The organism is Streptomyces kronopolitis, assembly GCF_014646275.1.
Lineage (GTDB): Bacteria > Actinomycetota > Actinomycetes > Streptomycetales > Streptomycetaceae > Streptomyces > Streptomyces kronopolitis.
Genome location: NZ_BMND01000002.1, coordinates 151,620 through 164,879, shown reverse-complemented (window position 1 = coordinate 164,879; position 13,260 = coordinate 151,620). Strand labels below are relative to the sequence as shown.

At 73.1% G+C, this 13,260-nt stretch carries 10 protein-coding genes and 2 pseudogenes; 8 read left to right on the top strand and 4 right to left on the bottom strand.

Features of this window, described 5'->3' with window-relative positions; translation table 11 throughout:
• The first annotated feature begins 186 nt into the window (after positions 1–186).
• Positions 187–797: pseudogene (locus IEY78_RS02535) on the top strand (class I SAM-dependent methyltransferase).
• A 53-nt stretch (positions 798–850) separates the two neighbouring features.
• Here IEY78_RS02535 and IEY78_RS02530 read toward each other — a convergent pair.
• Entirely contained in the window at positions 851–1,750 is a 900-nt protein-coding gene (locus IEY78_RS02530) for an oxygenase MpaB family protein (RefSeq protein WP_189095853.1), read from the bottom strand.
• Positions 1,751–2,144: 394 nt separating this feature from the next.
• Here IEY78_RS02530 and IEY78_RS02525 point away from each other — a divergent pair, with 394 nt between their 5' ends.
• Positions 2,145–2,927 (top strand): hypothetical protein, encoded by a 783-nt coding sequence (locus tag IEY78_RS02525; RefSeq protein WP_189095852.1) that lies wholly within the window; start codon positions 2,145–2,147, stop codon positions 2,925–2,927.
• A 225-nt stretch (positions 2,928–3,152) separates the two neighbouring features.
• On the opposite strand, the gene IEY78_RS02520 is transcribed toward IEY78_RS02525, so the two are convergent.
• The gene (locus IEY78_RS02520; protein ID WP_129250881.1) at positions 3,153–3,335 is read right to left on the bottom strand and encodes a tail-anchor membrane protein; all 183 of its coding nucleotides are present in this window, start codon (positions 3,333–3,335) and stop codon (positions 3,153–3,155) included.
• 394 nt (positions 3,336–3,729) lie between these two features.
• On the bottom strand, positions 3,730–4,122 hold the full coding sequence (locus tag IEY78_RS02515; RefSeq protein WP_189095851.1) for a nuclear transport factor 2 family protein: 393 nt from the start codon (positions 4,120–4,122) through the stop codon (positions 3,730–3,732).
• Between the two features lie 324 nt (positions 4,123–4,446).
• Here IEY78_RS02515 and IEY78_RS02510 point away from each other — a divergent pair, with 324 nt between their 5' ends.
• The 5 genes and pseudogenes from IEY78_RS02510 (at position 4,447) to IEY78_RS02490 (ending at position 11,139) form a co-directional block, all read left to right on the top strand.
• Positions 4,447–7,503: a glycoside hydrolase family 2 TIM barrel-domain containing protein gene (locus IEY78_RS02510; protein ID WP_189095850.1), complete on the top strand. Its 3,057-nt coding sequence runs from the start codon at positions 4,447–4,449 to the stop codon at positions 7,501–7,503.
• A 113-nt stretch (positions 7,504–7,616) separates the two neighbouring features.
• A pseudogene (gene mmuM / locus IEY78_RS02505) lies at positions 7,617–8,544 on the top strand (homocysteine S-methyltransferase).
• Positions 8,545–8,708: 164 nt separating this feature from the next.
• The gene (locus IEY78_RS02500; protein WP_189095849.1) at positions 8,709–9,506 is read left to right on the top strand and encodes an ABC transporter substrate-binding protein; all 798 of its coding nucleotides are present in this window, start codon (positions 8,709–8,711) and stop codon (positions 9,504–9,506) included.
• An 11-nt stretch (positions 9,507–9,517) separates the two neighbouring features.
• Positions 9,518–10,303: an amino acid ABC transporter permease gene (locus tag IEY78_RS02495; RefSeq protein ID WP_189095848.1), complete on the top strand. Its 786-nt coding sequence runs from the start codon at positions 9,518–9,520 to the stop codon at positions 10,301–10,303.
• A 5-nt stretch (positions 10,304–10,308) separates the two neighbouring features.
• Complete coding sequence (locus IEY78_RS02490) at positions 10,309–11,139, top strand: amino acid ABC transporter ATP-binding protein (RefSeq protein WP_308426849.1); 831 nt, start codon at positions 10,309–10,311, stop codon at positions 11,137–11,139.
• Between the two features lie 74 nt (positions 11,140–11,213).
• On the opposite strand, the gene IEY78_RS02485 is transcribed toward IEY78_RS02490, so the two are convergent.
• Positions 11,214–12,077 (bottom strand): hypothetical protein, encoded by an 864-nt coding sequence (locus IEY78_RS02485; RefSeq protein WP_189095847.1) that lies wholly within the window; start codon positions 12,075–12,077, stop codon positions 11,214–11,216.
• A 136-nt stretch (positions 12,078–12,213) separates the two neighbouring features.
• Here IEY78_RS02485 and IEY78_RS02480 point away from each other — a divergent pair, with 136 nt between their 5' ends.
• Complete coding sequence (locus IEY78_RS02480) at positions 12,214–13,179, top strand: acetylxylan esterase (protein WP_189095846.1); 966 nt, start codon at positions 12,214–12,216, stop codon at positions 13,177–13,179.
• Positions 13,180–13,260: the final 81 nt, after the last annotated feature.

Genomic DNA, 13,260 nt, shown 5'->3' with positions numbered 1-13,260 from the left:
CCCGCTGACCGGGATGTCCGAGGATTCCCCAAAGCCACCACGACTTCCGATCAAGAAGCGCCCCGGCCCCGGATTTCGTGATAGCCGGTCGTAGCGTGGGGCCCCATCCGGGGGCCGGAGCACCACCGGTCCCGGGGCACCCGGCGCCTGCGCCGCGCCCCTGACCGCCCGTCACGAAGGAGCCCCATGACCGACCATCACGCCGACCGGCCGCACGAGGTCCGCGCGTTCTTCGCCGCCCGTGCGGCCGGCTGGGACGCCAAGTTCCCCGATGACGGCGCGGCCTATGCCGCGGGCGTCGCCGAGCTGGGCCTCCGGGAGGGCGACCGGGTCCTGGACGCCGGCTGCGGCACAGGGCGGGCACTGTCCGCGCTGCGCTCCGCCGTGGGGCCGCGCGGGACGGTGCTGGGCGCCGATCTCACGCCCGAGATGCTGGCGGCCGCCGTGCGGGCCGGGCGGGACCGGGCGGCCCGGCTGCTGCTCGCGGACGTGACCCGGCTGCCGCTGCCGGACGCCGCGCTGGACGCCGTCTTCGCCGCCGGGCTGCTGTCCCATCTGCCCGACTCGGCGGACGGCCTGGCCGAACTCGCCCGGGTCGTCTGCCCCGGTGGCCAGCTGGCGCTGTTCCACCCCCTCGGGCGGGCCGCCCTCGCCGCGCGCAAGGGGCGCCCGCTCACCCCCACGACCTGCGCGCCGAGCCGAATCTGCGGCCCCTGCTCACCGCCGCCGGGTGGGAGCTGATCCGGTACGAGGACGAGGATGCCCGCTACCTGGCGCTGGCCGTCCGGCAGGGATGAGCCGGGGCCGGACGGTTGAGCCGGGGCCCGAAGCGGGACGGGCCGCCGCCGTGTCATTCGGGGGCCGCGGGCTCCTCCCCGTGCGGGACCGGGCAGGTGCCCGTGGGGCGCGCGGCGGGAAAAGTCCCGAGAGCGGCCAGCCGGAAGCCGTTCGGGTAGCCCTTGATCTCAGGGTTCTGGCGTGCGTAGTGCGGGGTGCGGCGCGGCGGCAGCAGGCGCACGGCCCGGGCGCGCAGCTTCAGTGCGCCGCGGACCGTCTTGCGTACCGCCGGCGCGGGCGGCTCGTACCGGAACGCCGCCAGAAGGGCGTCGTCCAGGAGGGCCATGCTGGCGCCGCGCACCACCGGCGCGAGCGGGCCGTACCAGCCCGCCATGAGGTCCAGAGTGGCGTCCGAGACCCGGCGTCCGCCCTCGTCCCACCCGAAGTGGGCGGCCTCGTAGGCGTCGAGGCAGCGCTCGAAGTCCTGGTAGGTCTGCGGGATCCCGGCGATGCCCATGTGCCGGCCGAGGGTGCGGTAGTAGGCGGCGACGGCCTGCTGTTCGTGTGCGGTCAGCCGTCGCCAGCCGTATGCGTCGAGCCAGCGCTTGGGCACCACCACGAAGGTGCACAGGACGTAGCGCATGTCCTCGTTGCTGATGTCGTAGCCGTGGTGCATCTGGTTGATGCGGCGGATCGCCGTCCGGCCTTCGGTGCTGTCGAAGCCGTGCTCGACGACGGCGTCCAGGAGGAGGGCGGTGTCGTCATAGCGCTTTTGCGTACGGTCCGTCAGCTCCGCCGTCTCGGCGAGCAGCCGGCCGATGCTCGGCACCGCATAGGTCCGGTAGAGCGCCAGCTCCAGGGCGCGGGTCAGGTCCCAGGGGAATTCATGGGTCGCGATGATGCGGTAGATACGCAGGAAATCGCGCTCCGGGTCGAGCCGCCGGATCTCCCGTAACCAGTCGTAACGCCGCACCTGATGACCGTCCCTTCCCTTGCCGACGGGGCCAATTTTAGTGTGGTGAGGGCTAGTTGAGGGGCGGTGCCGGGCGCCGGATCGGGCCGTACGGTGGCCGGATCCCGTCGTGGCGGGCGGCCCCGGGGCGGGTGAGCCGGGGCGTCGACCCGGGTGGGTCGCGCTCCGGGGAGCCTCCCCCTTCGGCCGGGTGCGGCGGCGCCGCCGGGGCGCCCACCGGGACTCCCGCAAGGCCTGCGCCGCCCTCACCCGCGTCACGGCGCGGCGTCCGCGCGAGGGGCGCACCGCTCCGGCAAAAACGCATCCGCGCAGCGTAGGGCTGGTGACAAGGCCATGCCGGGCCAATTAGGGTGCGCCGACGTACTCCGCACCGGATTGGATGGGGGAGGCCCTCGTGCCCACGACCGAGAGCGCCGACAACGACCAGTTGTTCGTGCTGACGGCGGTGCTGCTGACGCCCGCGCAGTTCCCGAGCGTGCTCGGCGACGACTACCCGGAGGTGTGCGCGGGGCTCGGCCTCGAACCGTACGCCGAGGGTTACGGGCTGGTCCTCGGCCAGGACGGGGACGGCGCCCGCTGGACGGTGGTGACGGAGGACGTGACGCTGGTGGCCTGTGCGATCGCGGCCTGGGACTGCGGGATGGAGTACGACCTCTCCCCCGGGGAGCACAGCATCGTCGGGGCACTACCGGGATGGCCGCTGGCGCTCGCCGTCGCGGCGCCGGGGGTGCCGCAACCGCACGATCCGGAACCGCAGGAGGGCGACCCCGCGCCGCTGACGCCGCCGGACGCCGAGGCCTGGGGCCCCGCGCAACGGCGGCTCGGCGCGGACGAGATCGCCATGCAGTGGGCGGCCTGGCGCGAGCAGGTGGACGGCGACGACAGCTTTGCCGAGCCGGGCGACGAGACGCACCAAGGGGTGCGCAGGGTGCTGGCGCAGGCGCGCGGCTATGTCGCCGAGCCGCCGCCGCCCGGGCGCGTGCGGTCGTCGTTCGCCGCCGGTGAGGCGCGCACCCTGCGGGTCGACGGGCCCGGCTGGAGCATGGTCGCCCGCACCGATGACATCGCCTTCGTGCTGCTGGACGAGGAGCCGGGCGAGGTGCATCCGGTGGGCCGGGGGCCGGAGCTGCCCGGCCTGCTGTCGTCGCTGGACGAGCTGGCGGTGCGGCCGGTCTGAGCCGGTCCGGCGCGTCTGCCGTGGCACGGCAGACGCCGGTCCCGGGCGACGACGGGTCGGCCCAGGTGGCACCCGGGCCCCGCGCCCAAAAGGCAGGCCGAGCCTCGCACCCACCAAGCCAGCCGGGCGCCGTGCCCACCACGCCGGCCAGGCCCCGGCCCACCGTCCTCCGTGCGCCACCGCCCCCGGCGGCCCACTACAGGAGGTGCGCGGCGGCCGGGTCGCTCAGCGGCCGATCTGCTTGCGGCCGACGCGGCGCAGCCGGCGCCGCTGGGAGGAATCGAGCGTCAGATACGCGACGGCCGGGACCCCGACCATGACCAGGAGAGCCGCCCAGAAGGGCAGCAGCCACAGCAGGATCACTCCCACCGCGACCCCGCCGACCGCGACCTTCGCCTGTGTGGACATCCTTCACGCCCCTTCCGCGGCGCCTGCCGCGCTCTGTGTACTCCATTGAACGCCGATCGCGCGCCACAGGTTCCACCATGGCGGCACCCGTCCGAGTGCCGCCGGACGTTTCCGGAACTCTCAGTAGTCACCCGTAGTCACCCGTGATCGGCCAGGGGTACCCAGGGCATCGTCCCCGGTCCGGCCGTCGCGCCCGCACGGCACCGTGAGCACCGGCCGCCGCCGCCCCGCCGGTGCACGCCCGTACCGCCCCGGGGCCACCCGTCCGGCCGCCGCCTTCCGGGGCACCCGGCGGCAGCCCTCGTACAGGCCCGGAGGAACGGAGAGGAACAAAAGCCGGGCCGACGGTCAGGCTGCGGCATCACACCCCCGGGAGCGGTCCGGGAAGCACGCCCTATCGGTCGCTGCCGATGGTGCGGTCGGCTTCGGAGCCCTGGAGCAGCAGGGTGGTCTCCTCGATGCGGCTGAACCGGCCGTCCGGGGCGAGGTCGGCGAACACGTAGACCTCCATGCTCACGGCCGAGCCGTCCTTCTTGGTGAGGTGGACGGTGTGCCGGTCGGCGTAGTGGCCGCCGCTGTACAGCTCCTCGTGCACCTCGACACGGCCGTCGGCGACGAGGCCGCGCACATGGGTCATGTGCTCCATGAACTCGGCGCGGTCGGCCCACTCGCCGTCCGTGCGCTGGCGGTACTCCGGGGTGAAGTGACGGTCCACGGCCTCCTCCAGGGCGAGGTCGCCGCGGAAGAGCAGGTCGGTCAGGGCGGCCTCAATACGGGTGCGGGTCATGGGGGTTCCTTTCAGGGAAGGGCACGGGAGAGGAAGCGATGCGTGCGCTTCGCACGCAACTCCTGAACTGTAGCACCAGATGCGTGCGTGGCGCACGCTCATTCTTTCCAGAGGGAGCCGCCGGGCGAGGCGGGGCAATTCGCCCACCTCCTGCGCCGATTCACGGCCGAGGGCCCGTTCGCGCAACGGAGGAGGGATCGTCCTGGGCCCGTCCAAGACGGAGAGGCTCTCGAATCCTGTTCATCCTGCTGCGCCGTGCGGCCGCGCATGCTTCGCTGAAGTGATCCCCCACCGCCCGGCACGTCGCCCGCAGCAGGAGGACCAGTGACCGGCACTTCGCCGCACGCGCCGCACCACACGCCGCCCGCCCCCGCCCCGGCTCCCCCGACCGCCGACGGGACGGACCGCGCACCGGACCGCTCCCCGGCCATCTCCCCGTACTACGAGGACCGTTCACCGGGGAGCGGGGTCCTGCCGCCACGCGCCTGGTACGCGGAGTCGGACACCGCCCGGCTCTCGCTGAACGGGACCTGGCGCTTCCGGCTCTCGGCGGGCGCCACCACCGAGGACGAGTCGTTCGCCCGGCCGGACTTCGACGATGCGCAGTGGCAGGACCTGCGGGTACCGGGCCACTGGGTGCTGCAGGGACGTACCGCCGCCGACGGCTCCCACGAGGGCGGCGGCGCGGCGCGGGCGAACGGCGCGCCCCAGTACACCAACACCGCCTATCCCTTCCCGGTAGATCCGCCTCGGGTGCCGGACGAGAACCCGACGGGCGATCACCGGCGGGTCTTCGATCTGCCCGAGGGGTGGGGTGAGGGGCCCGCCGTGCTGCACTTCGGCGGGGTGGAGTCCTGCGCCCGGGTCTGGCTCAACGGGCAGGAGCTGGGCCACTTCAAGGGCAGCCGGCTGCCGCACGAGTTCGAGGCCGGGCATCTGCTGCGGCCGCGCCGCAACGTGCTGGCGGTGCGGGTCCACCAGTGGTCGTCCGGCAGCTATCTGGAGGACCAGGACCAGTGGTGGCTGCCCGGCATCTTCCGGGAGGTCTCCCTCCACCGGCGCCCCCGGGGCTCGGTCGCCGATCACTTCGTCCACGCGGGGTTCGACCACCGCACCGGCGAGGGGACCCTGCGGGTGGAGTGCGATCCGGCCGGCCGGGTGGCCGTGCCGGCGCTCGGCCTCGATCTGGCCACCGGGGAGCGCGCGACGGTGCCGGTGCGCCCCTGGTCGGCCGAGGATCCGCACCTCTACGACGGGGAGCTGGTCACCCGCGGGGAGCGCATCCCGCTGCGGATCGGCTTCCGCACGGTCCGCGTCGAGGACGGGCTGCTGAAGGTCAACGGCCGCCCGATTCTGCTGCGCGGCGTCAACCGGCACGAGTTCCACCCGCGTCACGGCCGCGCCCTGGACGCCGAAACGATGCACCGCGACCTGCTGCTGATGAAGCAGCACCACATCAACGCCGTGCGCACCAGCCACTATCCGCCGGACCCCGCCTTCCTCGGCCTGTGCGACGAGCTGGGGATGTGGGTCGTCGAGGAGTGCGATCTGGAGACGCACGGGTTCGCCCAGCAGGACTGGCGGGACAACCCCGTCGACGACCCGCGCTGGGAGCCGGCGCTGCTCGACCGGGCCCGGCGGATGGTCGAGCGGGACAAGAACCACCCCGCCGTCGTGCTGTGGTCGCTGGGCAACGAGTGCGGCACGGGGCGCGGACTGTCCGCCATGGCCGCCTGGATGCGCGAGCGCGACCCGTCCCGCCCGCTGCACTACGAGGGCGACCCCAGCTGCGCCGACACCGATGTCTACTCCCGGATGTACGCCGGGCACGCCGAGGTGGCGCGCATCGGGCAGCGCGCCGAGGACCCGCTGCCCGACCCGGAGCAGGACGCCCGCCGGCGGCACCTGCCGTTCCTGCTGTGCGAGTACGCCCATGCCATGGGCAACGGTCCGGGCGGACTGGTCGAGTACCAGCGGCTGTTCGAACGCTACCCGCGCTGCCAGGGCGGGTTCGTGTGGGAATGGATCGATCACGGGCTGCGGCAGCGGACGCCCGCCGGCGAGCTCTTCCACGCCTACGGCGGCGACTTCGGCGAGGAGCTGCACGACGGGAACTTCGTCTGCGACGGGCTGGTCTTCCCCGACCGGGTGCCGTCGCCGGGCCTGCTGGAGCTGAAGAAGGTCTTCGAGCCGGTGCGGATCGAGGCCGGGAGCGACGGCCAGGACCACCCGGAGGCGGTCCGGCTCACCAACGGCTACGACTTCAGCGGCCTCGGCCATCTCGCCTTCCGGTGGATCTACGAGGTGGCCGGCGAGCTGCGCGGGCACGGCCGCCTCGACGTCCCGCCCCTGGCGCCCGGCGGGTCGGCGACGGTCCCGCTGCCGACGCCGCCGGTCGAGCCGGGCGAGGACGGGGAGGCGCTGTGGACGGTGGCGGCGGTGCTGGACGAGGACACCGCCTGGGCGGCGGCCGGGCACGAGATCGCCTGGGGCCAGCTGCCGGCCGGCCCGCGCCCCGCCGTCCCCTGGACAGCCACCGCCGCCCCGCGCCGCGGCGTGGGCAATGTGATCGTGCTGGGCCCGGGGACCTTCGACGCCGCCACGGGGGCGCTCGGCTATCTGGACGGCTTCCGGATCGGCGCCCCCCGGCTGGACGTCTGGCGGGCGCCGACCGACAACGACGAGGCCGCGCCCTGGCAGCCGGGGCCGCGGCCGGCCACCGAGTGGCGGCGGATCGGACTGCACCGGATGCGGCACCGCGTGGACGCCGTCGAGACGGGGCCGGACGCCGTGCGGGTACGGACCCGCCTCGCCCCGGCCGGCTCGCCGCTCGCGCTGCGTGCGGTCTACCACTGGACGGCTCAAGCGGACCGGCTGCGGCTGGAGTTGAGCGTCGAACCGGAAGGTGACTGGACGGTTCCGCTGCCGCGACTGGGCGTGCGGATGCGGGTGTGCGGCAGTCTGGGCCGCGCCGAGTGGTTCGGCGGCGGGCCCGGCGAGGGCTATCCGGACACCCGGGCCGCCACCCGCGTGGGCCGCTGGTCGATGCCGGTGGACGCACTGCAGACGCCTTATGTGCGGCCCCAGGAGAACGGCGCGCGGCCCGGCGTGCGCTGGGCGGAGCTGACCCGCGGTGACGGCTCGGGCCTGCGGATCGAGGGCGACCCGGACTTCTACTTCTCCGCCCGCCGGTGGTCCGCCGAGGAACTCACGGCGGCCCGGCACACCACGGACCTGCGGCCCGGCGAGGGGCTGTGGCTCCATCTCGACCATGCCCAGCACGGGATCGGCAGCCAGTCGTGCGGCCCGGGGGTGCTGCCGCAGCACCGGCTGGAGGCGGCCCCGGCGCGGTTCTCGTTCGTATTCTCGTCGCTGCGCTGACCCGGCGCCGGATGCGCACGGTGCCGGCCGGGGCACTGTCACCGGTCGGCATTACGCTCGGGAGGAGGCGCGCACACCGCACGCGTCAGGACCGCACCGGGAGGCTTCGCACCATGGTCAGCACGTCCTCGTCGCTCGCCGAGGCCCTCGCCGCGGGGCCGCTCGTCCTCGACGGGGGCCTGTCGAACCAGCTGGAGGCCGCCGGGCACAACCTGAGCGACGCGCTGTGGTCGGCCCGGCTGCTGGCCGAGGAGCCGGAGGCCGTCGTGCGCGCGCACCAGGCGTACTACGAGGCCGGGGCGCAGGTCGCGATCACCGCGAGCTACCAGGCGACGTTCGAGGGCTTCGCGCGGCGCGGCATCGGCACCCGGCAGGCCGCGGAACTGCTCGGCCGGAGCGTGGAGCTGGCCCGTGAGGCGGCCGGGCGGGCGCGGGCCGGCGGGGTCGCGGGGCCGCTGTACGTGGCCGCGTCGGCGGGCCCGTACGGGGCGATGCTGGCGGACGGCTCCGAATACCGCGGCCGCTACGGCCTGTCGGTGGCGGAGCTGGAGCGCTTCCACCGGCCGCGCCTGGAGGTGCTGGCCGCGGCGCGGCCCGATGTGCTGGCGCTGGAGACGGTGCCGGACGCCGACGAGGCCCGGGCGCTGCTGCGCGCGGTGCGCGGTGCGCGGGCTGGGGGTGCCCGCGTATCTGTCGTACAGCGTCGCGGGTGGCAGCACGCGTGCCGGGCAACCGCTGACGGAGGCGTTCGCGGTGGCGGCGGAGGCCGACGAGGTGATCGCGGTGGGGGTGAACTGCTGCGCGCCGCAGGACGCGGACGGCGCGGTGCGGTCGGCGGCGCGGCTCACCGGGAAGCCGGTGGTGGTCTACCCCAACAGCGGAGAGAGCTGGGACGCCGGGGCCCGGGCGTGGCGCGGGAGCACGGCGTTCGACGCGGAGCGGGTCGCCGCCTGGGCCGCGGACGGCGCCGCGCTCATCGGCGGCTGCTGCCGGGTGGGCCCGGAAGCCATCGCCGCGGTGGCGGCCGCGCTGGGCCGCTGAGGTCCGCCCGGGGAACGGGCGGGCGGCCGGGGCCGGGTCGCGGGCCGAAGGCGTTACACAGACGCAACCGACGGGGCGGGGACAGCGCACCGGGCCGGTGGCAGGATGCAGCCACATCGCAGCATGCGCGGCTTGGTTGATCAGCATCATGCCCTGGAGGACCCGTGTCCGCTCGCTCCGTGTCGTCTGTCATAGCCGTGGTCGCTGCCGTCGCCGTCGTGGCGGGGTGCACCAGCACCGCGTCCGGCGGGAAGAAGGGGGCCGGCGGGCTGGAGCTGGTCTCCTCCGGGACGCTGAAGACCTGCACCCACCTTCCGTACGCGCCGTTCCAGGTGAAGAAGAACGGCAAGATCGTCGGGTTCGATGTGGATCTGGTCGATCTCGTCGCCAAGAACCTGGGAATCAAGCAGGAGATCGTCAACACCCCCTTCGAAGGCATCGAGACCGGCCAGGACTTCACCATCCACAAATGCGATCTGGCCGCCGCCGGCATGACGATCACGCCCGAGCGCGACAAGGTGATGGACTTCTCCGACCCCTATTTCAACGCCACCCAGGCGCTGTTGACGAAGAAGGGCAAGCCCTACAAGAAGGTCGAGGACCTCCAGGGCAAGAAGCTCGGCTATCAGAAGGCCACCACCGGCGGGATCTACGCCAAGAACCACGGCAAGGGCGTCGAACTCGTGGAGTTCGAGGACCTGGGACTGCTGCTGACCGCCGTGAAGTCCGGTCAGGTCGATGCCGGCATCAATGACAACGGCGTGCTCTTCGACTACGTGAAGCAGAACCCCGACACCGCGGTCACCGCGGAATTCAACACCGGTGAGCACTACGGCATCGGCGTGCGCACCGGGAACGACGCGCTGCGAAAGAAAATCAACGAGGTCATCAAGAAGGCGAAATCCGACGGGACGTACGACCGGATCTACAAGAAGTGGTTCGGCACCACCCCGCAGAGCTGAGGCCGGCCGTCATGTCTGTGTCCAAACGACAGCGCGCCCGGATCATCCGCGGTGTGCAGTACGGCGTCCTGGTCGTCGCCGTGGTGGTCTTCGCGCTGGTCGCCGACTGGCACCAGCTGCGGATGGCGTTCTTCGATGTCGGGGTCGTCAAGGCACTCTTCCCCGAGATCATCACCACGGCACTGGTCAATACCGTCCTCTACACCCTGCTCGGCTTCGGTTTCGGACTCGCGCTGGGGCTGGTGCTCGCGCTGATGCGGCTGTCCTCCGTGCCGCCCTACCGCTGGATCGCCATCACCTATATCGAATTCTTCCGCGGCATTCCCTGTCTTCTGGTGTTCATCGCGCTCGGCTTCGGGGTGCCGCTGGCGTTCGAGGTCGCGCTCGACATGAACGTCACGGTGATGCTGTCGCTCGGGCTGGTGGGCGCGGCGTACATGGCCGAGACCATCCGGGCCGGAATCCAGGCGGTCCCCAAGGGCCAGACGGAGGCGGCACGTTCGCTGGGAATGTCGCACGGGCGGGCGATGGTCTCCATCGTCATTCCGCAGGCGTTCCGCATCGTGCTGCCGCCGCTGACCAATGAACTGATCCTGCTGACGAAGGATTCCTCGCTGGTGTATCTGCTGGGGCTGTCCCTCTCCCAGTTCGAGCTGGCCAACTTCGGCCGGGACGCGCTCAATGAGCACAAGAGCCTGACCCCGATCCTGATCGCCGGGCTGCTCTACCTCGTGATCACCCTCCCGCTCGGCCAGCTGGTCCGGCGCCTGGAGGCCCGTACGGCGAAGGCCAGGTGAGAGACGTGACGGCGGAGACGACGGCACCGGGCGCGGCGGCGGTGAACGCCATCGAGGTGCGGGGGCTGCGCAAGGCGTTCGGTGACCTGGAGGTGCTGCGCGGGATCGACTTCTCGGTGGCGCGCGGCGAGGTGGTGTGTGTCATCGGGCCCTCGGGGTCGGGGAAGTCGACCCTGCTGCGCTGCGTGAATCTGCTGGAGGAGCCGAGCGCGGGCCGGGTGACGGTGGCCGGCACCGAGGTCACCGACCCGGACGTGGACATCGACCGGGTCCGGCGGCGCATCGGGATGGTCTTCCAGGCCTTCAATCTCTTCCCGCATCTGAGCGCGCTGGAGAATCTGACGATCGCGCAGCGGCGGGTGCTCGGCCGCGACCGCGCCGAGGCGGAGCGGATCGCCCGCGCCAATCTTGAACGGGTGGGCCTCAGCGACAAGGAGGCCGCCTATCCGGCGCAGTTGTCGGGCGGGCAGCAACAACGGGTGGCCATCGCGCGGGCGCTGTCCATGGAACCGGAGCTGATGCTGTTCGACGAGCCGACCTCGGCGCTCGACCCGGAGCTGGTCGGGGATGTGCTGGCGGTGATGCGCGGGCTGGCGCAGGACGGCATGACCATGCTCGTCGTCACCCATGAGATGAGCTTCGCCCGGGAGGTCGCCGACCGGGTGGTGTTCATGGACGGCGGGGTGATCGTCGAGGAGGGCACCCCGGAGCAGGTGGTGGGCGCCCCGCAGCACGAGCGGACCAGGACCTTTCTGGCGCGGGTGCTCGATCCGGCGGCCGCGGAGGTCGGGGAGGTCGCGGGCGGCGGCGCGGCAGGGAGGCGCGTCGACCGCTGACCGGCGGCCCCGCCCGGCACTCAGAGGGCTGCCGGGCGGGCCTTCCGGCGACAAGGCACCCGCCGTTCGTTCGCTCAGGTCAGCGGCTTGGTGAGCTTCTTGGTGCCGGTGCGGTCGGCCATCAGGCTGCAGCTGACGGACTTGATGCCGAGCTTGTACCCGCTGAGGCTCGGGTACTGGATGTAGGTGCCACGGGTGGTCCCCGCGGGCTGCCGGGCCGCCTTGCGCTCCAGCTCGCCGCGGCACAGCGAAGAGGCCTTGCCCTTGATGGCGGATTCGGTCGTCAGACCGGCGTCCAGGCGGTGCGTGGTGACGACCTCGGCGTCGTGCGGACCGCTGCAGGAGGCCGCGTCGTTGTTGCCGCCGCCGCCCGCCGGGAGGTCGTAGCAGTCGCCGACCTTCAGCAGGTAGAAGGGGAGCTTGCCGTCGGACGGCGTCGGCAAGCCGCTCGCGAAGTCGCTGTCGGTGGGCGTGCCGGAGGGGTCGGGTCCGTAGGTGGGCGTCGTGGTGGGGTCCGGCCCGTAGGTGGGCGTCGCGGACGCGTCGCCGGACGGGGTGGCGAGGGACTGCGCAGCGGACGGCTGCGCGCGGTTGCTGCCGCTGTCGCCGGTGTTCACCACGACGAGGGTGATCACGACGGCCAGGACGAGCGCGCCGCCGGCGATGATCGCCGCTATGAGCTTGCCGTTGCCGCCGCCACCGCCGGGCGGGCCGGGGGGCTGCTGCCAGCCGCCGGGCCCCTGGGGGCCGCCCGGACCGTAGCCGCCCGCGGGCGGGCCGAAGCCGGCCGGGGGCTGGTTGCCGCCCGGAGGGGGCCCGTAGCCACCGGGGCCGTAGCCGCCCTGAGCGGCGCCGCCGGTCGCGTAGCCGCCGGCCGGCGGACCGAAGCCGCCGGACGGGTCAGGAGGCGGCTGGTTCGGCGGCGGAGGAAAACTCATGGGGGAAATGATCGCTTCTTTGCTCGGTTGTGAGAGGCCCGGTGACCAACCTGGAACATTGCACGTCTGAAATGTCCGCCTCCTGGGCACCGTTGGCGACAGAACAGCCAGCCACCCTACGGCGCGGAGGTTTGCCGTGTTCATCGACCTGCCCCTGGACGAACTCCACGCCTACCGCCCGCCGGTGCCCGAACCGCCCGGCTTCGACGCGTTCTGGCAGCGCACCCTCGACGGGGCCCGCGGCCATGACCTGGACGCCCGCTTCACCGAGATCGATACCGGGCTCACCCTCCTGCGCTGCCACGACGCGGAGTTCGCCGGCTTCGGCGCGCACCGCATCCGCGGCTGGTTCCTGCGCCCGCGCGCGGCCACCGGGCCGCTGCCGTGCGTCGTGCAGTACCTCGGCTACGGCGGCGGCCGGCTGCTGCCGCACGACTGGCTGCTGTGGCCGTCGGCCGGGTACGCCACGCTGGTCATGGACACCCGGGGCCAGAGCGGGCCGAACCGCCCAGGGGACACCCCCGATCCGGTCGGCTCGGGCAATCCGGGCGTGCCCGGCAAACTCACCCAGGGACTGCTCGACCCCGACGACTACTACTACCGGCGGCTGTACACCGACGCCGTACGGGCCGTGGAGGCAGCGCGCGGCCATGACGCGGTGGACCCCGAACAGATCGTGGTGGCCGGCCACAGCCAGGGCGGCGCCCTCGCCCTGGCGATGACCGGGCTGGTCCCCGGGCTGGCGGGGGCGCTGATCGATGTGCCGTTCCTGACGCACATCCGGCGGGCCCTGGAGGTCACGGACGCGGGCCCCTACGGCGAACTGTCCCGCTACTTCGCCGGCGCCCGCGGCCATATCGACACCGCCCTGCACACCCTGGACCACTTCGACGGCCTGAACTTCGCCGTCCGCGCCACCACTCCGGCCCTGTTCGGCACGGCGCTGCGCGACGCGGTGGTGCCGCCGTCCACCGGCTTCGCCGCGTACCACCACTACGCGGGCGAGAAGGAGTTGCAGGTGTGGCGGTTCAACGCCCATGAGAGCGGCGGCGGCGACCAGCGGGCGGCGGAGCTGGCGTTCGTGCGGCGGGTGCTCGGGTGAGGGGGGAGCGGTTCGGCGGGGGCTCCGAAATCGGGGGTGCCGCTCCCCCCCCACCCCCGAACCCACCCCCCGCCCCCTCCC

Bases quoted from the DNA above. Each gene is read 5' to 3' on its own strand.
- IEY78_RS02520 (WP_129250881.1), bottom strand. From the start codon at position 3,335: ATGTCCACACAGGCGAAGGTCGCGGTCGGCGGGGTCGCGGTGGGAGTG.
- IEY78_RS02515 (WP_189095851.1), bottom strand. From the start codon at position 4,122: ATGACCCGCACCCGTATTGAGGCCGCCCTGACCGACCTGCTCTTCCGC.
- IEY78_RS02495 (WP_189095848.1), top strand. From the start codon at position 9,518: ATGTCTGTGTCCAAACGACAGCGCGCCCGGATCATCCGCGGTGTGCAG.
- IEY78_RS02485 (WP_189095847.1), bottom strand. From the start codon at position 12,077: ATGAGTTTTCCTCCGCCGCCGAACCAGCCGCCTCCTGACCCGTCCGGC.